Source organism: Kitasatospora sp. P5_F3 (assembly GCF_054049135.1).
In genome coordinates, this window is record NZ_JBFUMY010000043.1 from 1 (window position 1) to 24,463 (window position 24,463).

Annotated in this window: 22 protein-coding genes; 5 read left to right on the forward strand and 17 right to left on the reverse strand. The window is 73.2% G+C overall.

Going from position 1 to position 24,463, the window contains the following annotated elements; translation table 11 throughout:
• Positions 1-159: 159 nt before the first annotated feature.
• Positions 160-606, reverse strand: a complete 447-nt coding sequence (locus ACXJMZ_RS24250; RefSeq protein ID WP_457032163.1) for a hypothetical protein — start codon at positions 604-606, stop codon at positions 160-162.
• Between the two features lie 37 nt (positions 607-643).
• Positions 644-3,778, reverse strand: a complete 3,135-nt coding sequence (locus tag ACXJMZ_RS24255) for a putative bifunctional diguanylate cyclase/phosphodiesterase (RefSeq protein ID WP_457032164.1) — start codon at positions 3,776-3,778, stop codon at positions 644-646.
• Between the two features lie 139 nt (positions 3,779-3,917).
• Between ACXJMZ_RS24255 and ACXJMZ_RS24260 the strand changes: the two genes are divergently transcribed.
• Both ACXJMZ_RS24260 and ACXJMZ_RS24265 read left to right on the forward strand, forming a co-directional pair.
• Positions 3,918-7,073, forward strand: coding sequence for an amino acid adenylation domain-containing protein (locus ACXJMZ_RS24260; RefSeq protein WP_457032191.1), 3,156 nt, complete (start codon positions 3,918-3,920; stop codon positions 7,071-7,073).
• Positions 7,074-7,080: 7 nt separating this feature from the next.
• Entirely contained in the window at positions 7,081-7,761 is a 681-nt protein-coding gene (locus ACXJMZ_RS24265) for a leucyl/phenylalanyl-tRNA--protein transferase (protein WP_457032165.1), read from the forward strand.
• Here the strand turns inward: ACXJMZ_RS24265 and ACXJMZ_RS24270 are convergent.
• From ACXJMZ_RS24270 to ACXJMZ_RS24315, 10 genes are read right to left on the reverse strand one after another with little or no spacing between them, the layout of a single operon-like run.
• Complete coding sequence (locus tag ACXJMZ_RS24270) at positions 7,710-9,071, reverse strand: ABC transporter ATP-binding protein (RefSeq protein ID WP_457032166.1); 1,362 nt, start codon at positions 9,069-9,071, stop codon at positions 7,710-7,712. The genes ACXJMZ_RS24265 and ACXJMZ_RS24270 overlap by 52 nt on opposite strands.
• The gene (locus ACXJMZ_RS24275; RefSeq protein WP_457032167.1) at positions 9,068-9,868 is read right to left on the reverse strand and encodes an ABC transporter permease; all 801 of its coding nucleotides are present in this window, start codon (positions 9,866-9,868) and stop codon (positions 9,068-9,070) included. Before ACXJMZ_RS24275 ends, ACXJMZ_RS24270 begins: the two co-directional genes overlap by 4 nt.
• Positions 9,865-10,848, reverse strand: coding sequence for an ABC transporter permease (locus ACXJMZ_RS24280; protein WP_457032168.1), 984 nt, complete (start codon positions 10,846-10,848; stop codon positions 9,865-9,867). Before ACXJMZ_RS24280 ends, ACXJMZ_RS24275 begins: the two co-directional genes overlap by 4 nt.
• Positions 10,845-12,371 carry an ABC transporter substrate-binding protein gene (locus ACXJMZ_RS24285; protein WP_457032169.1) on the reverse strand — a complete coding sequence of 509 codons (1,527 nt, stop codon included), beginning with the start codon at positions 12,369-12,371 and terminating at the stop codon, positions 10,845-10,847. Before ACXJMZ_RS24285 ends, ACXJMZ_RS24280 begins: the two co-directional genes overlap by 4 nt.
• On the reverse strand, positions 12,368-13,180 hold the full coding sequence (locus ACXJMZ_RS24290; protein WP_457032170.1) for a class I SAM-dependent methyltransferase: 813 nt from the start codon (positions 13,178-13,180) through the stop codon (positions 12,368-12,370). The genes ACXJMZ_RS24285 and ACXJMZ_RS24290 overlap by 4 nt, the downstream gene beginning before the upstream one ends.
• Positions 13,177-14,379 carry an MFS transporter gene (locus ACXJMZ_RS24295; protein WP_457032171.1) on the reverse strand — a complete coding sequence of 401 codons (1,203 nt, stop codon included), beginning with the start codon at positions 14,377-14,379 and terminating at the stop codon, positions 13,177-13,179. The genes ACXJMZ_RS24290 and ACXJMZ_RS24295 overlap by 4 nt, the downstream gene beginning before the upstream one ends.
• Positions 14,376-15,446: a mandelate racemase/muconate lactonizing enzyme family protein gene (locus tag ACXJMZ_RS24300; RefSeq protein WP_457032172.1), complete on the reverse strand. Its 1,071-nt coding sequence runs from the start codon at positions 15,444-15,446 to the stop codon at positions 14,376-14,378. Before ACXJMZ_RS24300 ends, ACXJMZ_RS24295 begins: the two co-directional genes overlap by 4 nt.
• Positions 15,443-16,522: a PLP-dependent cysteine synthase family protein gene (locus ACXJMZ_RS24305; RefSeq protein ID WP_457032173.1), complete on the reverse strand. Its 1,080-nt coding sequence runs from the start codon at positions 16,520-16,522 to the stop codon at positions 15,443-15,445. The genes ACXJMZ_RS24300 and ACXJMZ_RS24305 overlap by 4 nt, the downstream gene beginning before the upstream one ends.
• Positions 16,519-17,328: a hypothetical protein gene (locus tag ACXJMZ_RS24310; protein ID WP_457032174.1), complete on the reverse strand. Its 810-nt coding sequence runs from the start codon at positions 17,326-17,328 to the stop codon at positions 16,519-16,521. Before ACXJMZ_RS24310 ends, ACXJMZ_RS24305 begins: the two co-directional genes overlap by 4 nt.
• Positions 17,325-18,593, reverse strand: a complete 1,269-nt coding sequence (locus ACXJMZ_RS24315) for an ATP-grasp domain-containing protein (protein WP_457032175.1) — start codon at positions 18,591-18,593, stop codon at positions 17,325-17,327. Before ACXJMZ_RS24315 ends, ACXJMZ_RS24310 begins: the two co-directional genes overlap by 4 nt.
• Before the next feature lie 146 nt (positions 18,594-18,739).
• On the opposite strand from ACXJMZ_RS24315, the gene ACXJMZ_RS24320 reads away from it, so the two are divergent.
• The 3 genes from ACXJMZ_RS24320 (at position 18,740) to ACXJMZ_RS24330 (ending at position 21,256) form a co-directional block, all read left to right on the forward strand.
• Entirely contained in the window at positions 18,740-19,336 is a 597-nt protein-coding gene (locus tag ACXJMZ_RS24320; RefSeq protein ID WP_457032176.1) for a GNAT family N-acetyltransferase, read from the forward strand.
• Positions 19,337-19,442: 106 nt separating this feature from the next.
• Positions 19,443-20,456 (forward strand): permease, encoded by a 1,014-nt coding sequence (locus ACXJMZ_RS24325; protein WP_457032177.1) that lies wholly within the window; start codon positions 19,443-19,445, stop codon positions 20,454-20,456.
• Positions 20,453-21,256, forward strand: a complete 804-nt coding sequence (locus ACXJMZ_RS24330; protein WP_457032178.1) for a TIGR03943 family putative permease subunit — start codon at positions 20,453-20,455, stop codon at positions 21,254-21,256. The genes ACXJMZ_RS24325 and ACXJMZ_RS24330 overlap by 4 nt, the downstream gene beginning before the upstream one ends.
• A gap of 26 nt (positions 21,257-21,282) precedes the next feature.
• Here ACXJMZ_RS24330 and ACXJMZ_RS24335 read toward each other — a convergent pair whose 3' ends face one another.
• The 5 genes from ACXJMZ_RS24335 to ACXJMZ_RS24355 form a co-directional block, all read right to left on the reverse strand.
• Positions 21,283-22,008: a zf-HC2 domain-containing protein gene (locus ACXJMZ_RS24335; RefSeq protein ID WP_457032179.1), complete on the reverse strand. Its 726-nt coding sequence runs from the start codon at positions 22,006-22,008 to the stop codon at positions 21,283-21,285.
• Positions 22,005-22,568: a sigma-70 family RNA polymerase sigma factor gene (locus tag ACXJMZ_RS24340; protein WP_057239316.1), complete on the reverse strand. Its 564-nt coding sequence runs from the start codon at positions 22,566-22,568 to the stop codon at positions 22,005-22,007. Before ACXJMZ_RS24340 ends, ACXJMZ_RS24335 begins: the two co-directional genes overlap by 4 nt.
• A 41-nt stretch (positions 22,569-22,609) precedes the next feature.
• Positions 22,610-23,179, reverse strand: coding sequence for a hypothetical protein (locus ACXJMZ_RS24345; RefSeq protein ID WP_457032180.1), 570 nt, complete (start codon positions 23,177-23,179; stop codon positions 22,610-22,612).
• Positions 23,180-23,321: 142 nt separating this feature from the next.
• Entirely contained in the window at positions 23,322-23,852 is a 531-nt protein-coding gene (locus ACXJMZ_RS24350; RefSeq protein WP_457032181.1) for a GNAT family N-acetyltransferase, read from the reverse strand.
• A 17-nt stretch (positions 23,853-23,869) separates the two neighbouring features.
• Positions 23,870-24,433: a YbaK/EbsC family protein gene (locus tag ACXJMZ_RS24355; protein WP_457032182.1), complete on the reverse strand. Its 564-nt coding sequence runs from the start codon at positions 24,431-24,433 to the stop codon at positions 23,870-23,872.
• Positions 24,434-24,463: the final 30 nt, after the last annotated feature.

Sequence of the window (24,463 nt, forward strand, 5' to 3'; positions counted from 1 at the left end):
CCTGTCTGGCCATTCGCGTCGGATCAGGCCGGGTCGGTCGGTGCGTGCGATCGGCGTGCGGCCGGGGCGCCCTTGTAGCGGAGCTACTTGGGTGTTTCGGCCGTGCGGCGAGCGTGCGTGCCGGGCGACCCGGACCCGACGGGAATGGTCAGACAGGCCCTAAATCCGCAGCCTGCCCGGTGAGGGGGTGTCTTCCGGTGGCGGCCTGGGCACCGGCCTGCCGCCGGGACCGGCCACCGCAGCGGCGGCGGGGGTCGGCGGTTCGACCGCGAGCGCGGGCCCCGGGGCGGCCGGGCCGACGCCGTCGCCCGGCTGGCCGGCCAGGCAGGAGTGCGTACCGTGCTCGTCGTCCGGGCCCGGCTCCGGGTGGCTCGCGGTGCAGTGCGCGGCCTCTTGGTGGCGAGGCTCAGCGGTGTCGTGATCGTGCCCGGCTGAGTGGTCGCCGTGCGCGGCCGCCGCCGCCAGGCCGACGGGGTGGTGCCCGGACGGGCCTTCGGCGCCGAGGCCGTGCGAGAGGGCGACGGCCAGCACCAGGACCAGCGCGGCCCACCAGCCGAGCACCGCACGGCGGGGGCCGTGGTTCGGGACTCGGGTGACCGCCGGCATGGGCGCGATCCTAGCCCAGCCCCCTTCCGGCCCAGGCTCAGGAGACCGCCCCCGGCAGCTCCGCGTACGCCCGGCCGCTGCGGATCAAGGCCTCCGCCTTGTCCGGTTCCATCGGGCGGGCGAACAGGTAGCCCTGCCCGAGCGGGCAGCCCATCACGCCGAGCAGCTCGCGCTGCCGGGCGGTCTCGATCCCCTCCGCGATCACCCGGACGCCCAGCGTCTCGGCGATCCGGGTGATGCCCTCGACCAGGGCGTACTGCTGCGGGGAGCGGTCCAGGCCGTCGATGAAGGACTTGTCGATCTTCAGGATGGTGATCGGGAACTCACGCAGGTAGCTGAGCGAGGAGTACCCCGTGCCGAAGTCGTCGATCGCCAGCCTGATGCCCAGCTCACTCAGCGTCAGCAGGTCGGACCTGACCCGGTCGTCACGCTGCATCAGCACGCTCTCGGTCAGCTCCAGCACCAGCGATCCCGGCTGCATCCCGCACCCGTCCAGGGCGGCCAGCACCACCTCGACGAAGCCCGGGTCACGGAACTGCCGGGCCGAGACGTTGACGCTCACGTACAGCGGGCTGCCGCCGTCGGCCGACTGCTGCCAGCGGGCCGCCTCGGCGGTCGCCCGGCCGAGCACCCAGGCGCCGAGCGGGACGATCTGCCCGCTCTCCTCGGCCAGCGTGATGAACTGCTCGGGCGGGACCAGGCCGCGCTTGGCGTGCGGCCAGCGCACCAGGGCCTCGAAGCCCTCCAGGTCGCCGCTGCCGATCTCCACGATCGGCTGGTAGAGCAGATGGAAGGCGGAGTCCGCGACGGCCCCGTGCAGGCTCTCCTGGAGCTCGTGGCGCTCGATCATGCCCTCCTGCAGGACCGGCTGGAACCGGCGCCACTGCCGCTTGCCGGAGCCCTTGGCCGCGTACAGCGCGAGGTCGGCGTGGGTGAGCAGCTCGGTCGAGTCGACGCTGTCGTCGGTGGTCGCCACACCCAGGCTGACCGAGACGTTGACCGGGCCGACGCTGAGCCGGAACGGCTCGTCGAAGGCGCGGATCACGTGCTCGGCGAAGCCCTCGGCGTCAGCCGGGGTACGGGCGTCCTCGATCAGGACGGCGAACTCGTCGCCGCCGAGCCGGGCTGCGGTGTCCGAGGCCCGCGCGATGGTGGAGAGCCGCAGCGAGACCGCCACCAGCAGCTCGTCGCCGACGCTGTGGCCCATCGCGTCGTTGACCACCTTGAAGTCGTCGATGTCGATCAGCAGCACCCCGGCCGCCCTGCCACCTCGGACACCCCGTCGGAAGGCCTGGGTGACCCGGTCGTGGAAGAGCACCCGGTTGGCCAGCCCGGTCAGCGAGTCGTGGAACGCCCGGTGGCTCAACTCGCGCTCCAGCTGCCGCTGTTCGGTGACATCCCGGAGGGTCAGCACCAGCCCGGCCACCGCCGGGTCGCCGCGCAGGTCGCTGTGCCTGACCTCGACCTCGATCGCCACCCCGTCGTGCCGGATCATCCGCCAGTGCTCGCGCCGCTCCCGGCTGCCCGGGTCGCGCATCTGGTCCAGCGCACCGACCACGCCCAGGCTCTCCTCCGGCGGCACCAGGGCGGCGATCGAGGTGCCCACCAGGTCGGGATGGCCGAGCACCCGGTCGGCCGAGGTGGAGGCGTACCTGACCCGGTCGCCCTCGTCCAGGATCAGGATCACGTCCGAGGCGTTCTGCACCAGGCTGCGGAAGTACGCCTCGCTGTTGCGGCGGTTGACCTCCTCGCTGAGCGTGATCCGCTCCAGCGCCAGCGCCGCCTGCGAGGCGAGCGAGCCCAGCGTGTCGGCGAGCGCCGACAGCTCCTCCTCCTCGCCGCCGACGATCAGCACGCCGATCAGCGGGTCGCCGGTGGGCCGGTCCTGCAGGGCCAGCGGGCAGACCAGGGCCTGGTCGACGCCGTGCAGCGCCGACTCCAGCTCCTCCCCCAGGTCCGCCGCCCGGCACTGGTGGCTGCGCCCGCTGGCGGCCAGCAGATGGACGGCGTGCGGGACCCGGAAGGCCGGCCAGTCACCGCGCCGGCCGTACGGCGGCTGGAACCTGACCCCGCCGCCCTCCTCGCTCAGCCCGAGCAGCACCTGGCGGCGCGGATCGGGCGGTGGCAGCGCGGCCCCGGCCGCCCGGAGCGCGCTGGTCACCTCGTCCACCCGGGTGGCAGCGGCCAGTGAGCTGACCGCCACCCTGAGCACCCGCTCGCGGGCCACGGCCTCCCGGTGGGTGCTCACCACCCCGGCCAGCCGGGCCAGCACCAGCAGGTAGAGCAGCGCGGAGAAGGCGGCCACCACACCGACGTTGCTGGTGTCGCCAGCGTAGGCGTCCAGCATCAGTATCGCCGGGGCGATCAGCGAGGCGAAGGCGAGCAGCCCGATCCGGCCCCGGGCCACCTCGAGCCGCCGGCGCGGGGCCGGGCGGGTCATGGTGACCATCGAGGGGTGCATCGCGGCGATGCCCCAGGCGGTGTAGAACGCGGCCCAGCCGAGGTCCACCGGGGTGCCGATCCGCCAGGTCCCGTGCAGCTGGATCAGCCCGAACATCACGTCCGAGGCCAGCATCCCGAGGGTGCCCACGGTGAGCAGCCGCAGCGACCAGCTGCGCGGGCCCCGTGGCACCAACAGCCGTACCAGCATGGCCAGTACCAGGATGTCGCCCAGTGGGTAGGCGATCGAGAACGTCTTCTGAACCCACGTCAGTTCCAAGTTCTGCGCGGACGGCAGCACGATGTAGATCCAGACCAGCAGCGCGAGACCGGCGGTGAAGGTCAGCGCGTCCAGCAGGCTGCCCCGGTCCCGGCCCGCACTTCGGCGGCGGATGAAGAGCAACAGCCCGGCCGCGTACAGCGGGTAGGTCAGCAGGTAGAAGCCGTCCGCGATGGACGGGAACGGGTTGACCCTGTTGAGAATCTCGGTCTGCACCACCTCGGCGACCTCGCCCGCGGTGAAGCTGAGGTTCGCGGCGGCCAGCAGGAACCAGGGCAGCGGGTGGACCGGCCGGTTGCGGAAGGTGCCGAAGACGATCGCGGCCACACCGCTCAGGCCGATCCCGGTCCACCAGATGATCCGCTGGTCGGAGTGGGTGTAGTACAGCGCCGTCAGCAGGGCCATCCAGCCGAGGAAGACGTACGCCGGGTAGGGCCATCGCCATCTGGTCATCGCAGCCTCTGGGGCGGGGGAACCGAAATGGAATCCTGACCAGAATACCTGACGGCGTATATTCGAAGAACAGTTCACGGGGGGTCCTGAGTACACCGGGAGACCACAGGTGGCGGACCGTGAATTGCACGTGACGGTGGTGAACTCGCGCGGCCAGTACTCGATCTGGCCGAGTCTGCGCGAGCTGCCGCCAGGCTGGCAACAAGTGGGACGACCAGCGGCGTTGGCCGACTGTGCATCGGCCGTCGACGCTCTGTGGGCGGATATCCGCCCACGTTCCACCGATTCCGCGGAGATTTCCGTGCCGGAACTGGTCCGGGCCAGGGCCCGGCTGATTCCCGGTCATCCTGCGGTGATTTCGGAACACGGCACGCTCGACTACGCGGAGTTGGACCGGCGCGCGGACCGGTTGGCCCGGCGGCTGGTCGCCCGTGGTGTCGGAGCGCGGCACACCGTGGCGGTCTGTCACGACCGCAGCCCCGGCATGGTGGTCGCGCTGCTCGCCGTGCTCAGGTCGGGCGCCGCCTTCCTGCCGCTCGACCCCGCGCTGCCGCAGCACCGGCTGGACCGGCTGATCGCCGACGCCGGGGCGGACCCGGTGCTCACCGACCGAAACCACCGCGGGCTCACCGACCGCGCCATGGTGGTCGAGGACGGCCCGGATCCCGGCGGCCCGCTGCCCGTCCCTGGGCCGGAGGACCCGGCGTACCTGATCTACACCTCCGGATCGACCGGCGAGCCCAAGGGCGTGATGGTCAGTCACCGCTCGTTCGCCACCGTACTGACCGCGCTGGTCGCGGCGTACGGGCTGCGCCCGGCGGACCGGGTGCTCCAGTTGGCCGCGCTCGGCTTCGACACCTCGCTGGAGCAGGTCTTCGCACCGCTGATCGGCGGTGCCACCGTGGTGCTGGCCGACCGGCGGGGGTGCGCGCCGACCGAGCTGGCCGACCGGCTCAGGACACACCGGATCACCGTGGCCGACCTGACCCCGGCGTACTGGCACCAGTTCCAGAACGCCACCGAGCGCGACCCGGCGCCACCGGGCGACCTGCGGCTGGTGATCGTCGGCGGCGACACCGTACGGCCCGAGGACTGCCGGCGCTGGCTCCGGCGACGGCCCGGGATCCAGCTGTTGAACGCCTACGGGCTCACCGAGACCACCATCACCTCCACACTCTGCGCGCTGCGCCCCGAGCTGCTGACGGGCCCGCCCGGCACTTCGGCGCCGATCGGGCGGCCGGTCGGCGGAGCCACCGTGCACCTGCTGGACGAGCAGCTCAGGCCGGTCCCGCCCGGACGGCCCGGGGAGATCTACATCGGCGGCCCCGGCGTCGCACTCGGCCTCTGGCGGCAGCCTGGCCGGACCGCCGAGCTGTTCCGGCCCGACCCGTACGCGGCCGAGCCGGGCGCCCGGATGTGCCGGACCGGGGACCTGGGCCGGTGGCGGGCGGACGGCGAGCTGGAGTGCCTGGGCCGGCTCGACCGGCAGGTGAAGATCCGCGGCTACCGGGTCGATCCGGCCGAGGTGGAGTCGGCCCTGACCGACCACCCGGCGGTGGACCAGGCCGTCGTGGTGCCGGAGAACGGGGCGCTGGCCGCGTTCTACACCACCGCGGGCCCGGTACCGGCCGAGGACGTGAGCAGGTTCCTGACCGAGCGGCTGGCCGGCTGGATGCTGCCCGCCAGGCTGGCCGAGGTGGCCGAGCTGCCGCTGGATCACAACGGCAAGCTGGACCGCAAGGGTCTGCTGCTCTCCACCTCTCCGCCGCCGACCGCCGACGCCGACGCCGACGCCGAGCCGCTCACCCCGGTCGGCACCGGTGTGGCCGAGCTCTGGGCCCGGATGCTGCACCTGGAGCAGGTGCGCCCCGGGGACGACTTCTTCCGGATCGGCGGCGACTCGCTGCTGGCCACCGAGATGCTGGCCAGGGCCCGGATCATGTTCGGTATCGGGGTCGGCCAACTCCGGGCGCTCACCCGCGCGTTGCTGGCCGAACCGACGCTGGCCGCGTTCGCCCGCAACACCCAGGCGGCCCGGGCCGGGACCCTGACGGCCGGCGACCTGCCGCCCGACTTCGTCGCCGAGGCCGAGCTCGGGGTGCCGATCAGGAGCAACGGCGGGCCGGTGCCGAACTGGCGCCGCCCCGGCGCGATCCTGCTGACCGGGGCCACCGGCTACTGCGGCTCGCACCTGCTGGACGCCCTGCTCCGGGAGACCGACGCCACCGTGCACTGCCTGGTCCGCGACACCGACCCCGGGCAGGCGCTGGACCGGCTGCGCGCGGCCGGGCTGCGCCACCTGCTCCGGGACCCGCTGGACGGGGTGGCGCCGGGCCGGGTGGTGCCCGAGCCCGGCGACCTCGGGGCGCCGCTGCTCGGGCTGACCGAGCGTCGGTTCACCGAGCTGGCCGACCGGCTCGACCTGATCCTGCACTGCGCCGCCCGGGTCAACTTCATCTATCCGTACCGGGAGTTGAGCGCCGTCAACGTCGGTGGCACCCGCGAGCTGGTCCGGCTGGCCGGGCACTCCCGGGCCGTCCCGCTGCACCATCTGTCCAGCATGTCGGTGCTGGCCGGCTACGGGGCGGCCGGTGTCCGGCAGGTCACCGAGCGCACCCCGCTCGGGCACCCGGGGCACCTCTCGGTCGGGTACGCGGAGACCAAGTGGGTCGCCGAGGAGCTGCTGCGGCAGGCGGCCGAGGCCGGGCTCCCGGTGGTTGTCCACCGGCTGAACGACGTCACCGGTGACCAGGCCACCGGCGCGATGAACAGCACCACCGAGATCTGCGCGCTGATCCGGCTGATCGCCGACACCGGGTGCGCACCCGACGTGGACCTGCCGATGGACTTCCTGCCCGCCGACAGCTTCGCCCGCGCGGTGACCTACCTCGCCACCCACGTCGAGGCCACCGGACAGGCGTACCACCTGACCAACCCCCGGCACCCGCTGCTCGGCGAACTCACCGCCCGGCTACGGGCGTTCGGCTACCCGGTGGAGGATCTGCCGTACCAGGAGTGGGTGCGCCGGTTCGCCCGGTACGCCGCCGAGCACCCCAAGCACCCGGCCACCCCCTTCCTGCCGCTGTTCGTGGACCGCTGCGCGGGGCGGCCCGAACTGACCGTCAGCGAGCTGTACTTCCGCCGGACCTTCCCGCGCTTCGACCGGTCCGGGGTGGATGCCGACCTGGCCGGGAGCGGGGTGGAGTTCCCGCCGGTGGACGGCGCGCTGCTGGACCGCTACCTGCGGAACCTGATCGGCTCCGGCTACCTCGACCCGCCGACCGCGGGCAGGTGAACCGACCGTGTGGTGGGAGGAGTTGGACCTGACCGAGGCGCCCGCCGACGGTCCGGTGGCCTTCGGCGGGGCACTGGACGCCGGCACCCTGCTCGGCGCCTACCGGGCCGGACTGTTCCCCTTCCCCGCGGCCGATCCGGTCCTCGCCGCCTTCAACGAGGCACGCTGGGCGGACGGCCCTGCCCCCCTGGTCGGCGGGGACGACCCGTACGCGCTGGCCTGGTGGTCACCCGATCCACGGCCGGTGCTGCCGGTGGACCGCCTGCGGGCCGGGCCACGCTGGAGCTGCACGGTGGGGCAGGCTTTCGACCGGGTGCTGGAGGAGTGCCGCCGCGACCGCCAACCCGTCTGGCTGACCGACGAGTTGACGGCCGCACTGCGCGAACTGCACCGGGACGGGCGGGCGGTCAGCGGGGAGGTCTGGGAGCAGGACGAGCTGGTCGGCGGGGTGTACGGGATCCAGGTGGGGCCGGTGCTCAGCCTGGACTCGATGTTCCACCGTCGGCCGGGAGCGGGCACCGCCGCCCTGGCCGATCTCGGCGCCCGGTTCGGCGCGGTCGGCGGCCGGCTGCTGGACGCCCAGTGGGACAGCCCGCACATCCGCTCGCTGGGCGCCGAGTTGCTCCCGCGCGAGCACTACCTGGCCGTGCTCCGGGAACCCGACACCCCGCCGTTGGGGGCTGTCTGAAGGTGCATCGTGCGGTCGGCCAGCAGGTCGGCCGCCGCCCGGTCGTGGGTGATCAGCAGCAGCGCCAGGCCGGTACGGTCCCGGAGCCCGGCCAGGTGGTCCAGGATCCGGCGGCGGCTCAGCGCGTCCAGGCCCGAGGTGATCTCGTCGCAGACCAGCACCCGGGGGCCGACCACCAACGCCCGGGCCAGCGCGGCCCGTTGCAGCTCACCACCGGAGAGCTCGGCCGGCCGGCCGGTGGTCGGTACGCCCAGCTCGGCGAGCAGCCGGGCCGCCGCCCGGCCGGCCTCCGCCGGGCCGAGACCGCCGACCCGGACCGCCGCCCTGGCCACCTGCCCGACCACCGGGCGGCGCTCGTCGAAGGCGGCCCGGGCGTCCTGGAAGACGTACTGCACCGCCGCGAGCTCGGTCCGGCTGCGGGAACGCAGGCTGCGCGGCAGCGGGCGCCCGTCCAGGGCGACCGTGCCCTGGTAGGCACTGTGCAGGCCGGCCAGGCAACGGCCCAGGGTGGTCTTCCCGCTGCCCGAACGGCCGGTCAGGGCGAGGCACTCGCCACGGCCCAGGGTGAGCGAGACCTCGGGCGACACCGGCGCTCCACCCGGGTGACGGGCGGTCAACTGCCGCACCGTCAGCACCGGCTCGGTGGGCCCGGCGGAGCGTGGGCGCCCGGGTTCGGGTTGCTCGGCCCAGGCGCCCGCCTCGACCACCCGGCCGCCGCGCAGCATCACCACCTCGTCGGCCAACTCCCGCACCACGTCGAGATCGTGACTGAGCAGCACCAGCGCCAGGCCGTCCCGTACCAGCGCGGCCAGCTCGGCGACCAGGTGCCGCTTGGTCTCCGGGTCCTGCCCGGTGGTCGGCTCGTCGGCGACCAGGACCCGGGCGCCGAACAGCAGAGCCTGGGCGATCACCACCCGCTGCTGCTGCCCGCCGGAGAGCTGGTGCGGGAAGCGCCGCAGCACGGCGGCAGGGTCCTCCAGCCGGGCCCGACGGAGCGCGTCCTCGACTGCCGCCCCGGGCCCCAGCTCGCCCAGTTGGGCACCGATCCGGCGGGCCGGGTTGAGCACGGTGGCCGGGTGCTGCGGCACGTAGCCGACCGCCCCGGCCGGGGCCCGGACCAGGCCGGAGACCTTGGCGCCCTCGGGGTACTCGCCGAGCAGCGCCAGGCCGGTGGTGGTCTTGCCGCTGCCCGAGGCGCCGAGCAGGGCGGTCACCCGGCCGGGGTACGCGCGCAGGTCCACCCCGTCCAGCAGGGTCCGCCCGCCGACCTCGACCCGCAGGTTCCGTACCTCGACCAGTGGGTCGGTCATCGCTCAACTCCCTTGCCGCTGCGCCCTTGCAGCGCCGCGTCGAACAGCAGGTTGACCCCGGTCGAGAGCGCGGCGATCAGCGCGGCGGGGACCAGTACGGCCCAGGGCTGGAGGTCGAGGCCCGGCCGGTTCCGGTCCACCATCACGGCCCAGTCGGCGGCGTCCGGGGCCACCCCGACGCCGAGGAAGGCGGCGGTGCTGACCAGATAGAGCGCTCCGACCAGCCGGCTGCCCAGGTCGGCGGCCAGCGTGCGGCGCAGCTCCCGGGTGGTGTAGCCGAGCGCGATCCGGGCCCAGGACTCACGGTGCATCCGCAGCGCCTCGACCGCGGGGCGGGCGGCGATCTCCACCGCGGCGGCGTGCAGCACCCGGGCGGCGTCCGGCACCGCGACGAAGGCCACCAGCACGGTCAGGCCGACCGGGCCCGGCTCCAGCGCGGCGGCCACCAGCAGCACCAGGATCAGCGAGGGCACCGCGAGCAGCACGTCCAGCGGCCGCATCAGCAGCTCCTCCAGCCAGGCCGACCGGGTGAGCGCGGCGGCCAGCCCGAGCGGCAGCGCGACCGCGTACGCCAGCGCCGTGGCGGCCACCGCCACCAGCACCACCGACCGGCCGCCGAGCAGGACTTGGCGCCAGACGTCGCGTCCGGTGAAGTCGGTGCCCAGCCAGTGGCCCGCGCCCTGGGTGAAGGACACCGCCCGGGGCCCGGCCTCGCCCGCGAGCAACGGTCCGAACAGGGCCAGCAGCAACGGCAGCGCGACCAGCGCCGCCCCGAGGGCGTACCGGCTACGGGTCATCGGGTCAGCTCCGTCCGTGGCGCGAACCGCCGGGCCACCAGGTCGGCGCCCAGGTTGAGCACGACGGTGAGCAGCGCGAAGACCACCGCCAGCCCCTGCACCACCGGCACGTCCCGGGCCGCCACCGCGTCCAGCAGCACGCTGCCCAGACCTGGCAGCACGAACAGCGCCTCCACCACGACCACCCCGCAGAGCAGCCAGTCGCAGGTCCTGGCCAGCTGCTGGGCCGCCGGGGCCAGCGCGTTGGGCAGCGCGTGCAGCCAGCGCACCCGCCACTCCGGTACGCCGTAGCGGCGGGCCTGGGCGACGTACGGCCGGGCCAGTGCCTCGATCATCCCGGCCCGCACCAGTCGGCTGATCGAACAGACCGGCCGGGCCAGCAGCACCAGCACCGGGAGCACCAGCACCGCCGGGTCGGCTGCCACACCGCCGACGGCGGTCGGTGGCAGCCAGCCGAGCCGCAGTGCCAGCACCGTACTGAGCAGCATGCCGAGCGCGAACTCCGGTGCGGCATAGACCGCGAGAGTCGCCGAGCTGATCAGCCGGTCCAGCCTGGAACCCTCCCGGCGGGCGGCCAGCATGCCGAGCCAGAGGGCGAGCGGGACGAGCAGGGCGAGGGTCAGCCCGGCCAGCAGCAGGGTGACCCCGAGGCCGTCGGCCAGGTAGCCGCTGACGGGTCGTCCGGTCACCAGCGAGCGGCCGAGGTCGCCGTGCAGCAGTTCGGCGAGCCAGCCGAGGAAGCGTTCGGCGGCCGGGCGGTCCAGCTGCATGGCCTGCCGGATCAGCGCGATCCGCTCGGGGTCGGGGTTGTCCCCGGCCAGGGCGACGGCGGCATCTCCCGGCAGTGCCTCGGTGAGCACGAAGATCAGCACCAGCACGGCCGCCGACTGCGCCACCCCGAGCAGCAGTCGGCGGCCCAGCCAGGATCGGACCAGCCAGGACCGGGCAGGCCAGGACCGGGCAGGCCGGATTCGGGTCATGCCAGCCAGGTCTTGTCGAAGCGGGCCCAGTCGAGCGTGTTGGCCGGGGCATCCTTGGCGACCCCGCGCACGGTGGGCGCCGTGGCGACGATCCAGTCCGCGAAGCCCCAGATCAGGAAGCCGCCCTCGTCGTACAGCCGGCGCTGCATCCGCTGGTAGATCGCCGTGCGGGCGACCGGGTCCGCGGTGGACTGGGCCTGCAGGTAGAGGTCGTCGAAGTCGGGCTGCTTCCAGTGCGTGGCGTTGGTGGTGGACTTGGTCAACAGCCGCTGGGAGAGGTGCGACTCGATCGGCATGGTGCCCGAGCGGTAGGAGGCCAACACGCCGCCGTCCAGGATGTCCTTCCAGTAGGTGTCCTTGTTGCCAACCTTGACCTCGATCGTGACGCCGGCCTTTGCCGCCTGGTCCTTGAAGATGCCCGCCGCCTCGACGAATCCGGCGGCCACCGGCGAGGTGTCCAGGGTGACCTTGAGATTCTCCTGCCCGGCCTCCTTGAGCAGCGCCCTGGCCTTCGCCAAGTCCTGGGTGCGCTGCGGGAGTTCGCTCGGGTAGTACTGCGCCCCCTTGCCGAACAGGTCGTTGCCGACCTCACCCGCGCCGGACAGCGCACCGTCGACCAACTCCTTGCGGTCGGCGATCAGGAAGAACGCCTGCCGGACCCGCTTGTCGTCGAACGGCGCCCGGTCGGTCTTCATCACGAAGCCCTGCATGGCGCTGTTCCGCAGCCGGATCACCTCCACCTTGCCCCGGCCCTCGTGGGCACGGGCGGTGGCGGGGTTCAACTCGTGGGCGTAGTCGGCCTGTCCGCCCAGCAGTGCGCTGACCCTGGCGGACTCCTCGTTGGCGATCAGGATCTCCAGCTCGTCCAGGTGCGGGGCGCCCTCCCAGTAGTCGGGGTTGCGCTTCACCAGCAGCGAGCTGCCGGGCCTGAACGAGACGTACCTGAACGGGCCCGAACCGACCGGCTCGGTGAAGCTCTCGGTGTCCTTCGGCACGATGTAGGCACCGAACGCGGACAGCACGTTGGGGAATTCGGCGTACGGGCGCTTGAGCTTGAACTCCACCGTGCCCTCGTCGACGGCCCGGCTGGCGGCCAGGTCCACCGGCTCCAGCGAAGCCTTCGCCCGGAAGGCGCGCTTGGGGTCGGTGATCCGGCGGTAGCTGTACAGCACGTCCTCGGCGGTGACCGGGCGGCCGTCGTGGAAGGTCGCCCTGCGCAGCTTGACGGTCCACACGTCCAGGGTTGCGTTCGGCTCCCAGCCGGTAGCCAGCCGGGGCACGGCGGCCAGGTCGGAGCCGGAGTCGGCCAGCTTGTCGTAGAGCGCCTTGGCCCGGGCCGCGTCCACGAACAGGTTGCTCAGGTGCGGGTCGAGGGTCTCGTTGGTGCCACCGCCGGCGAATATCGTCCGCAGCCGACCGCCGCTCTTCGGGGTCGCGCGGTCGGCGGAAGGGGCCTCGGCGGTGGTGGTGCAGCCCGCAACTCCCAGGGCGGCTGCGGCTATCAGGACGGTACGGCGCTTCACGGTCTGCTCGATTCAGTGGTGGTGTCGGCAAGTCGGGCGACCAGGTGCAGCCGGTCGGAGTCGGCGGTGTCGGCGGGTTCGGCGCCCTCGGCCCAGGCCGGATCGGTCCGCGGGCCCGGGCGGTCGTGCAGGGTGAGCACCTCGAAGCCGTGCGCCGCCAGCAGGTGGCGCAGCTCCTGCGGGAAGAGCAGCCGCCAGGCGGAGCGCTGCTCGACCGGTGCGCCGCCGTCCTCGCTGCTCCACTCCCGGGAGCGGCGCAGCAGCTGGGCCGGGTGGTCGATCCACAGCCTGGTGCGGGAGGTGTACCGGACACCGTCGTGCTCGACACTGTCGGTGCGGACGGCGTCCAGCAGGTCGGTCCGGCCGAGGAAGTACGCCCCGTTGCGCATCTCCGCCACCAACAGGCCGCCGGGGGCCAGGTGTTGGCGGCAACGGTCGAGCAGGCGGTCGAGGTCCTGGTTGGTGTGGCAGTACAGCAGGGCGCTGTCCAGGCAGAGCACCGCGTCGAACCTGCGCTCCCCCAGGTCGAGTTCGCGCATGTCGCCGCAGCGGTACTCGGGGCCGGGGTGCCGGGTGCGGGCGTGTTCGACCATCGCCGGGGAGCTGTCCAGGCCGAGCACGTGCCGCCCGCCGTGCCGGTGCAGCCAGGCGGCGTCCCGGCCGGTGCCGCAGCCGAGGTCGAGCACGCGGGGCCCGGCGCCGTAGCGGCGCAGGGTGGCGTCGGCCCAGCGGGCCGCCAGGTGGTCGGGGTCGGGGAACCGGAGCTCGTACAGCTCTGGCGTGTCGGTCAGCAGGTTTCCGCTGGTCACAGCGGTTCTCCGATCAGGTGTCGGGTGGTCGGGTCGGGCAGCCGGGCCCGTTGCCGGGCGACCGCGAGGGCGCAGGTCAGCCCGAGGGCGCTACAGAGCAGCCAGGGCGCCCAGTCGGCGGCGTCCATCGCCCAGCCGACGGAGGCGTTACCGAGCGCGGCGGCCAGTCCGGAGACCAGGTAGAAGACGCCGTAGTAGGTGCCGGTCAGGCTGTCCCGGCCGAAGGCCGGTATCAGCTCCTGGACGAAGGGCTGAGCGATCATCACACCGATCTGCAACAGCAGAGCAGTCAGCAGCAGTGGCACCAACCCGCCTGCCAGCAGCGGCAGCAGGAAGCCGAGCCCGGCCACCAGCAGTCCCAGGGCGATCCACCGGCCCCGGGTGCCGCGCTGCTGGAGCGAGCGGGTTATTCGCAGTTGCAGGGTCAGGTTGGCGACCGTGCTGGTCAGGAAGAGCAGGCTGACCGAGCCGTCCCAGCCGGTGACCTGGCGCGCCCGGTCGGGCAGCAGCAGGTAGAGCTGGCTCTGCAGCGCGTACAGGCCGACCAGGGCCAGCGCGAAGGCCAGGAACCGGCGGTCGCCGAGGACTTCGCGCCAGTCACCGAGCACACCGGTGCTCGGCGCCGGCACCGGCCGGGGTGGCAGCACGCAGGCCTGGGCCACCGTCAGCAGGGCGAAGATCCCGGCGGCGGTGAGCGCGGCGGCCCGGAAGTCGACCAGCAGCAGCGCCGTCCCGAGCAGCGGGCCGAGCAGCGCACCCGTGGTGGCGAAGACGCTGAACAGGGCAAACGCCTCCGCCTTCCGCTCCGCCGACTCGTGCGCCAGGTAGGTCCGCACGGCCGGGTTGAACAGTGCTCCGGCCAGTCCGCTGAGCACCGAGGCCGCCAGCAGGACCGCCATCCCGTCGCCGAGCGCGAACAGGCCGAAGCCGACGGTGCGCAGCGCGCAGCCCGCGATGATCACACCCCGCGCGCCGAGCCGGTCGGCGGCCGAACCGCCCAGAATGAACAGGCCCTGCTGGCTGAGGTTGCGCACGCCGAGCACCAGCCCGACCGCCACCGCTGACAGGCCCAGGTCCTGCCCGAGGTGGGTGGCCAGGTACGGGATCAGCAGGTAGAAGCCGGTGTTGACGCCGAGTTGGTTGACCAGCAGCAGCCGTACCGGCAGCGGGAAACTGCGGACCGCGCGCACCGTCCTCACGCGGTCGTCCCGGGTGTCTCGGCTGTCTCGGGTGTCTTGGTCGGCCGGACGCCGAGCCCGGCCCGGTCGGCGGCCCGGACCACGCCGTCGGTGCCGCCGATGCCGCACCAGGGGTCGTACCGGAGCAGCAGGTGGCCGTCCAGGTCGACCCAGCGCGCCCGGTCCACCAGGTGCACGGCGGGGGCGATGCCGAGCGAACTGGCCGTCAGACAGCCGAGCATCACCTCGGTGCCGCTGCCGTGCAAGGCGGCGCAGATCCGCAGTGCGGCCGAGACACCGCCGCACTTGGCGAGCTTGATGTTGATCCCCTGCACCCGCCCGGCCAGCCGCTCGGCGTCGTCCAGTGAGACGGCGTCCTCGTCGGCGATCACCGGCAGTTCGGAGCGTTGGGCCACCTCGGCCAGCCACTCCGGGTGTCCGGGGGCGGTGGGCTGTTCGACGGCGGTCACCCCGAGCTCGGCGAACCTCGGTATCAGGGCCAGCGACTGGGCCACCGTCCAGGCCCCGTTCGGGTCGAGCAGCAACTCGGCCTCGGGGGCTCCTATCTGCACGGCCCTGACCCGGGCCAGGTCGTCCTCGGGATCGGGTGAGCCCGCCTTGACCTTGAGCACCCGGAAGCCGCTGACCGCCAGCCGGGCGGCCTGGGCGGCGGCCCGGACCGGGTCGACGATGGCGATGGTGCGGGCGGTGGCGGCGGCCGGGGTGCCGAGCAGTCCGAGCAGTTGGTGCACGGGGGCACCGGCCCGCTTGCCGACCAGGTCGAGCAGGGCGGCCTCCACTCCGGCCAGCACTCCGGGCGGCAGCTCCTTGAACGGGGCCTCCAGGCGCTGGAGTTCGATCAGCGCGGTCTCCGGGTCGGGGTAGCGGACCAGGTTCAGAGCCCGGCTGTGCCGGAGGATCCGCTCGGTCGGCAGGCCCAGGTACGTGCTGGCGACCACCTCGCCGTAGCCGCTCAACCCGCCGTGTCGGACTGCGAGTTCGACGGAGTCCCGGGCGCTCATGGTGGAGCGGGAGATGCGCAGCGGTTCGGTCAGGTGGAGCTCCACCACGCGCAGGTCGAGTTTCACGGTCGGGTCTCCAACGCGGTCGTCAGGGGGTCGATGACAGTGCGGCAACGCGCCCAACCGGTCACCTCGACGGCACCCGGGTGCGGGATCTCCACCGGTCGGGAGACCGGTGCGGGCAGCTGGTGGGCGTGGCACCAGTCGTCGTCGTAGACCGTGCCCAGGTAGCGGTGCGGGCCATCCGGGAAGACGGTGGCGACCACCGCGCCGGGCTGCACCCTGGCAGCCCAGGCGGAGACCAGGGCGACCGCGCCGGTACTCCAGCCGCCGCTCACGAAGCTGCCCCTGGCCAGCCGACGGCAGGCGTCCACCGCCTCGGCCGGGCCGACCCAGTGCACCTCGTCGAAGTGCCGGTAGCCCACGTTGCGCGGGTGGATGCTGCTGCCGAGCCCGCGCATCAGCCGGGGCCTGGCAGGCTGGCCGAAGATCGCCGAGCCGACCGAGTCGACCCCGATCACCTGGAGGCGGGGCCAGCGACGGCGCAGCGGCTCGACCAGCCCGGCGCTGTGGCCGCCGGTGCCGACGCTGCACACCAGCACGTCCAGGTGGTCCAGACGGTCCGTCAGCTCACGGGCCATCGAGAGGTAACCGGCGGCGTTGTCCGGGTTGTTGTACTGGTCCGGCCAGTACGCACCGGGCAGCCGGTCGAGCACCTCCCGCAGCCGGTCCAGCCGGGCGGCCTGCCAGCCGCCGCGCTCGGCCGGCCGGTCGACCAGTTCGAGGCGGGCTCCGTACGAGCGGAGCAACTGACGCATGGACGGCTCGAGTTCGGTGTCGCCGACCAGCACCACCGGGTGCCCGAGGGCCTGCCCGGCGAAGGCCAGACCGATCCCCAGGGTGCCCGAGGTCGACTCCACCACCGGTGCGCCGCTGCGGAGTTCGCCCCGGGCGTGGGCGCCGCGCAGCATCGCGACGGCCGACCGGGCCTTCATGCCGCCCGCGCCCAGGTACTCCAGCTTCGCCCAGAAGCCAGGGTGCGACTGCGGCAGCGGCGCGCTGATCCGGGCCAGCGGGGTGTGGCCGAGCAGCGAGAGCAACTCGGGGTTGGCGGTGACGGGCGACCGCACGGCGGTGGTCATCGCGGACCTCCGTAAAGGTGGACGGTGCCGGGGCCGCCGTCGAGCCAGAAGAACGGATAGGGCTCGGCGCTGACCGCCGCCACCCCGTCCCCCAGCAGCCGGGGCAGCACGGCGCTGCCGGTCTGGGCGAACATCACCAGCGGCTTGCCGGTCCGCCGGGCGTGCTCGGCGAAGGTCTCGAAGCTGCCGTTGCCGAGCGTCATCCCGGAGACCAACAGCGCGTCGCAGTCGTCGAGTTCGGGTGCTGTGCGGATCGGCTCGCCCCACTCCGTCCACCCGCCCTTGAGGTCGCACGGGACGTACGCCGTGCCGCGCTCGCGGAGCTGCTCCAGCAGCGAGTTGACCACCCCGACCACCAGCACCCGCCGGGCCTCGGCCGGGACCAGACCGACCACCGCGCGGGCCCGGGCCCGCGAGCGGACCAGCGAACTCCCGGCCGGGATCGGCACCGAACGGGCGCCGTGCTCGGGGGTGTGCGGGCGGGCCAGCAGCAGGAAGGCGTCCAGGGCGGCGATCCGCACCGGCAGCAGCGGGTGTGCCAGCAGCTCGGCGACGCTCGCACCGACGCAGTCGTCCAGTGCCCCGGGCGGCAGCGCGCCGGGCTCGACCGCGCAGGAGCCGACGGCCGGGCCGAGCCGCAGGCTGAGCACCTCGTTGCGGTACCCGCTCGCCCGGCCGGTGTGCCGGACGGCCTGGCTGGTGGTGAAGGCCAGCGCGACCCGCTCGGCCGCCGGATCGAGGCCGTACGCACCGGAGTTGACCTGCTCGACCAGTCGGCCGACCGAGTCGGTCTTGGTGCTGTTCATGCCCGCACCGCCTCCTCCGCGTAACAGGGCACCAGCCGGGCGAGCAGCCGCTCGGCGGTGTCGAGCGCGGCGGCGCCCTCGGTGTCGGTGGCCAGCAGGTGGCCGAGGTACTCGTTGTTGCTGACCGCGCGGCGGACCTGGCGGCCCGGCTCGGCGAGGGTCAGCTCGACCACCGCCGGCTCCTGGCCGACCTGCTCCGCACCGTCGATCCCGGTCAGCAGGCCGTCCTGCTCCGGTAGCAGGAAGGCGATCGCGGCACTGGCGACGCCGGTCGGACGGACCGTCAGGTCCGGGACGGCGCCGAGCGCGACGTCCACGGCCGCCGCCGCCAGGTCGATCCCGGCGACCCGGCGGATCAGCTCGGTGATCCGGTTCCCGGCCGGGCGGGGGTTGACCTCGACCACCCGGGGGCCGCGCGGGGTCAGCTTGATCTCGGTGTGCGCGACCAGCTGGTCGAGCCCGAGCGCGGCCAGCGCCCGGACGGCGGTCCCGGCGACGGTCGCCGCGTCCGCCGGGCTCAGCGCGGCCGGGAACATGTGCCCGGTCTCGATGAAGGCGGGCGCACCGCCGACGCTCTTGCTGGTAACCCCGACCACCTCGGTCCGGCCACCGTAGGACACGGTCTCGACGCTCACCTCGGGCCCGCCGAGCAGCTCCTCCAGCAGCACCACGGGCTGCCGCCGCTGACCCCGGGCGTTCACCGGGAACTCGTCCGACTCGCGGTAGGCCGCGTGCAGTTCGGCCACGTTCGCGACCTTGCGGACCAGCATCCCGGCGCACAGGTCGACCGGCTTGACCACCAGCGGGTAGCCGATCCCGGCCGCCGCCTCGACCGCCTCGTCCCGGTCCCGACAGAGCGCGAACCGGGGCCCCGGCACTCCTTCCTCGGCCAGCCGCTGCCGGGTCAGATCCTTCCGGCAGGCGGCCGTGACCGCCGCCACCGAGGGACCGGGCAGCCCGAGCCGCTCGGCCACCAGCGCCACGGTGGGCAGGTAGTAGTCGCAGGACGAGACCACCCCGTCGAAGCCGAGCACCTGGTGCAGCCGCTCGACGTACGGGAGCAGCGTCCCGGGGTCGTTGGTGTCGGCAGTCAGCACGTTGGCGGCCGCCAGCAGCGGGTGGGCGGTGTCGGCCGGCGCCGCCCGGAGGTAGTGGTGCAGGTCCCGGGTCAGGAATGTGAACCGGTGCCCGCCCTCCCCGATGGCCCTGGGCAGCAGTCTGCTCATGGACCCGACCCAGCTTTCGATCACCAACAGATGCGCCACGGATCTCCCTCTCGCTCCACCCGGCAGGACGGTGTAGAAGCAGAACCTAGCCGACACACGTTTTCATTTTCAATACGTCTACATGGAAACCGTTTCCATGTAGAGTGTGATTCCGCCCACCGGCCGACGCCACCCAGGACGAACTGATGACCAGTCACCAGCCTTACCAGGTACGCCATGCCCGCCGGGACGACCTGCCCGGCGCCCGCGCCCTGATGCTCGACACCTTCTACCGCGAGTTCGGCTACGGCTACGTCCCCGCCTGGCACGAGGACGTGGTCGCCCTGGAGGCGACCTACCTCGACCACCCCCGGCACGCGCTGATCGTGGCCACCGGGCCGGACGGCGAGGTGGTCGGCAGCACCGCCCTGCACTCGCGCGGCCCGGCCCACCCGCCGCACCCGCAGTGGCTGGCCGAGCGCTACCCCTCGGGGCTCACCGCGCAACTCGTCCGGGTGTACGTCCGGGACGGCCACCGTCGGCACGGGCTGGCCCGGCGGATGGTCGCGCTGGCGACGGACTTCGCCGGCCGGGAGGGTGGATATCAGCACCTCTACCTGCACACCAACGTGGACATCCCCGGCGCTGAACCCTTCTGGCGCAGCCTGGCGGTCGAGGTCTGCGACGCGCGCACCACCGGCGAGCACGGGCCCGGCGTGGCCACCGTGCACTTCGAGATCCCGCTCGGGCCGGGCCGACCGACCCTCCGACTGCCCGGAGAACTGGCAGGCGCGCAGGCGTAGATGAATATGGTTATCGTCGCTAGTCTTTGCTCCGCCACCCGGCCGGACCGACCGGGCCGGTCTCCGAGTGCTGCCACGAGCAGCTCACGCAGCAGAGGCGGACTCGATGGGGACGACACAGGCGACGGCACCGAGGGGGCGCACCGCCGAGCCACTGACCGACCGGCCCCACCAGTCCGGCGGCCTGCTCCCAGCGGTTGGCTGCGCGCTGGTGGTGCTGGCCGGCACCGGCCTGTTCGGCTGGTCCGAGGCCGAAGTGGTGCACGCCTGGCGGACGTTGCTGGTCTCGATCGTGGTGCAGGGCGTGCCGTTCCTGGTGCTCGGCACGGTGGTCTCGGCCGCGATCGGCGCCTTCGTACCGCCCAGCCTGTTCGCCCGGATACTGCCGAAGAACCCGGCGCTGGCCGTGCCGGTGGCCGGGATCGCGGGGGTGGTACTGCCCGGCTGCGAGTGCGCCTCGGTGCCGGTCGCGGGCAGTCTGATGCGGCGCGGGGTCACCCCCGCCGCCGCGCTCGCCTTCCTGCTCTCGGCGCCCGCCGTCAACCCGGTGGTCCTGGTCTCGACCGCGATCGCCTTCCCCGGGCAGCCCGAGATGGTGGCCGCCCGGCTGGCCGCCTCACTGGCCACCGCGATCACCATGGGCTGGCTCTGGGTCAGATTCGGCAAGGAGGAGTGGCTGCGGCTGCCGAAGCGCCCAGAGGCCCACGGCCCCGGCGACTCACGCTGGGCCGAGTTCCGGCGCGGCATGCAGCACGACTTCATGCACGCGGGCGGCTTCCTGGTGGTCGGCGCGATGGCGGCGGCGACCTTCAACGTCCTTGTCCCACCAGGCGTGTTGGCCATGTTCACCGACTCGCCCTGGCTCTCCGTGCCGCTGCTGGCGCTGCTCGCCGTGCTGCTCTCGGTCTGCTCGGAGGCGGACGCCTTCGTCGCCGCCTCGCTCACCGGCTTCTCCCCCACCGCCCGGCTCGCCTTCATGGTGGTCGGCCCGATGGTCGACCTGAAACTGATCGCCCTTCAGTCCGGCGCGTTCGGCCGCGCCTTCACCGTGCGCTTCGCCGGCACCACCTTCGTGGTCGCCGTGCTGGTCAGCGTGCTGATCGGAGCAGTGCTGCTGTGAGGAAGCTGACGTATCCGGCGCTGCTGGTGCTGCTCGGCGCGGCGCTGTTGCGGATCACGGTCGGCAGCGAGGTCTACCTCCGGTACGTGAAGGAGAGCCTGCACCCGTTGGTGGTGCTCTCCGGGGTGGTCCTGCTCGGGCTCGGACTGACCGGCCTGGTGCGGGAGTCGCGCGCGCTGCTGCGGCAGCCCGTCCAGCACTACCGGCGGGACGAGCACGGGGTGTACCGGGTCGAGCCGCACGCCGCCGAGCACGACCACGACGAGGAGGACGGACACGGGCACAGCCACGGGGCCGGCCCGCGGATCGCCTGGCTGCTCGGCGCACCCGCGCTGGCGCTGCTGTTCTTCGCGCCGCCCGCGCTCGGCTCCTACACCGCGAACCGGGACGGGGCCGCCGCCACCGTCGAGCGGGCCGACTACCGGGAGTTGGCGAGCGGTCCTGCCACCCCGATGTCGATGTCCGAGTTCATCGGACGCAGCCTGCACGACAGTGCGAGCCTGACGGGGCGGCAGGTGGTGCTCACCGGCTTCGTCACCAAGGGTGGCAGCGGGACGGACTGGCACCTGAACCGACTGACCGTCAGCTGCTGCGCCGCCGACGCCCGCCCGCTCCGGGTCGCCGTCCACGGCAAGGACGCCCCCACGCTGGACAGTTGGGTCGAGGTCACCGGCCGCTGGCGGTTCGCCCAGCTCGACAACCGCTCGCCCGTCCCGAACCTGGACGTCCTCGAGGTGCGCACCGTCCCGCAGCCGCGCAACCCGTACGCGGACCGGGCGCCGGCGGTGGCCCGGCCCTGAGCGGCTGCGCGGGGCCGGGCCTGGTGTCAGACCGGGATGGCGACCAGTTCGCTGCCTTCGGTGGTGCGGACCTCGAAGTGGTCGATCTGGGTGGCCGGGAAGCCGATGCCGCCGTGCGTGACCAGGGCGTCCTGCTGGGCCGGAGTGCCGTAGCCGGCCTCCGGGACGGCCCAGCTGGTGACGGTCTGGCGCTGTCCGTCCCGGGCCACCGCGATCAGGGAGCAGGACAGCGGACCCTTGACGCCCCCCAGCCGGAGGGCGACGTGGGTGCCCCACTTCTTGTCCTCCAGGGCGACCGTGGCGACCGCTCCGGTGGTCCGGTCGGTCGCCGTCCGGATGGTGCCGTGGTCCATCAAGTCCTGTGCAGGACTGGTGGAGTGGGCCACCGGGGCAGGGCCGTCGCTGTCGCTGATCGACGCACCGACCAGCGGCCCCGCGATCAGGGCCGCGACGGCGGCGGCGACCAGGAAGAGCCGACGGGTCCGGGAGGTGCGCCGGACGGTGGTCACCTCGGCGACCATCCGCTCCAGCAGCTCCGCGCCGGGGGCGACACCTGGGGCGGCGTCGGCCACCGGACGCACCGCGTCCGCGTACTCCGCGAGCAGCGTTTCCAGTCCGGAGAGTTCCGCAGCCTCGGCCGTGCACTGGGCGCAGTCCGCCAGATGCACCGCGAACTCCGCCATCTCCTCCGGTTCGAGCAGCCCGAGGACGTAGGCACCCACATCGAGGTGCTGCTCCTGCGGGGACGTCACGATGTCACTCCTCGTTCTTCGAGTGCGATCTTGAGCGAGCGGAGCGCGTAGAAGACCCTGGACCGTACGGTACCGGCGGGCACACCGAGCACGGCGGCGGCCTCGTTGACCGTCCGTCCCTTGAGGTAGGTCTCGACGATCACCTGCCGGTGCGGCTCGGTGAGGGCGTCCAGGGCGTCGGAGATGGTCATCAGGCGCAGCGCCTTCTCCAATTCGTCCTCTGCGGGCATGACTTCGAGCATCGCATCACCCACCTCGGGCGGGCGCGACTGCCGGCTCCGGTGACCGTCGATGACGATCCGCCGGGCGACGGTCACCAGCCAGGGACGGAGCGAGGCGGCGGTCGGCTCCAGGCGGTGGATGTTCCGCCAGGCCCGGACCAGCGTCTCCTGCACCACGTCCTCGGCCTGGTGCCGGTCGCCGCCGACCAGCCGGAGCACGAAGCTGAGCAGGGCGGCGGCATGCTGGTCGTGCAGGGCGCGGATCAGCTCCTCGCCCTGCACCGCCTCGCTCCGCACCGCCTCGTTCCGTGCTCCGGTCACGGCCGAATCGTGCCGCATGCGCCTCTCCTCGTCGAGCAGCAGCGTGGTCACGGAGCCCATCAGTAGCCGTTGCCGCCCGTGCCGGTGGCGGCCGCGGCCTTCTTGCCGTCGGGGGCCGCGATGTACCAAGTGCCGCCCACGCCCTGGCCGTTGGTCTCGCCCGGGGCCTTGTCGCCCGCGAAGCGGTAGAGCGGCCAGCCGCCCAGGGTGAGCTGCTTGGTGCCGTCGGCCCGAGTGACGCTGCCGACCAGCTTGCCGTCGATGCCCTTGAGCGTGCTCTGGGCGTTCACCGGCACCGGCGGCCACTTGGCGGCGCAGTCGGCGTTGCAGTTGGAGGCCGACGGGTTGGCGGTGTCCTTGTCGAAGCGGTAGAGCGTGTAGTCGAGGCCGTCGAGCACGATCGCCCCGAACTTCGCGGTGTTCCCGGCGGCCAGCGAGCCCTTCAGCACGGCCTTGTCGGCAGCGGGCGCGGAGCCTGCAGACGCGGAGCCGGCGGGCGCGGACGGCGTGGCTGCGGCGGGCGCCGAGGTGGTGGCGGCGGGCTTGCTGTCCGAGCCACAGGCGGTGAGCAGCAGCAGACCGGCCACGGCCGGGGCGGTCAGCAGGGCGGTACGGCGAAGGTTGCGCATGAGTGGTCTCCCCCACGAGATCTGATGGACGTTCGCATCCATCAGTACGGAGCCGGGCGGCGGAGCACTCAACGTCGCGGAAGATTTTCTCGGAGATTTTCGGCGGTGCGGGCCACCGCGGGCGCTGCGGCTCCCAGCGCCGCTACTGCCAGGTGGGGTCGGAGCGCAGCACGCTGTACCCCACCCCGTCGTGCCACTGCCCGTTCCGGTACGCAACGCTGCGCAGCACGCCCTCCCGGCTGAACCCGGCCCGCTCCAGCACCCGTTGGGCGGCGATGTTCGCCACCTCGGTGGCCGCCTCCACCCGGACCAGCTGGGTGTGCGCGAACAGGTACCGGACCAGCTCGCGCATCGCCGGAGCGCCGAGGCCGCGCCCGCGGACCGCCGGCAGCAGCGAGATCCCGGCGTTCCAGCAGGACGAGCCACGCCAGCACATCACCTTCCGCCAGGAGACGAACCCGGCCGGTTCCCTGTCGGCGGCGGCCACCATCAGCGTGCCGCCCTCCTCGCCCAGCATCCCGTTCTCCAGCCACTGCCGACGCCAGCGCCCCGGGTCCGACCAGCCCTGCCACTGGAACTCCCCGGCCGCCTCGGGATCCGTGAGGAACGCTTCGAGGACCCGGAGGTCGTCCTCCCGTACGGGCCGCAGTGTGACGACGGTGTCTTCGCTCATCCGGCCACCCTAGACCGCTACCCCGCCAGTCCCTCCAACACCTGCGCCCCCGGCAGTTGGGCCAGCACCCGCCCCGGCAGGATCAGCTTGCCCCGCCTGCGCCCGCTGCCGACCAGCACGTACGGCGCCGCCACCACGGCCGCGTCGATCAGCAGCGACCAGCCGGCCGGGAGGCCGACGGGCGTGATGCCGCCGTACTCCATGCCGGTCTCCGCGACGGCCGTCTCCATCGGCGCGAAGGACGCCTTGCGCGCGCCGAGGTGCTTGCGGACGGCCGTGTTCACGTCCACCCGGGTCCCGGCCAGTGCCAGGCAGGCGGCCAGGGTGGTCTCCCCGCCGCGCTTGGCCGCGATCACCACACAGTTCGCGGACACCTCGGGGGCGACGTCGTACGCCTCGCAGAACACGGCGGTGTCGGCCTTCGACGGATCGGTGTCGACGTACAGCACCGACTGGGCGGCGCCGGGCACGTCCCAGTTCTTCAACGCGTCCGCCACCGGCCCGACGAGCGGCTCCTCCAGCGTGAGGGCGGCGAAGGCGGTCTCGAAGTTCCCGAACGGTGCGGGCTGACGGTCGTTCATGACGGTGAGGCCTTTCGAGGTCGGGGCGCC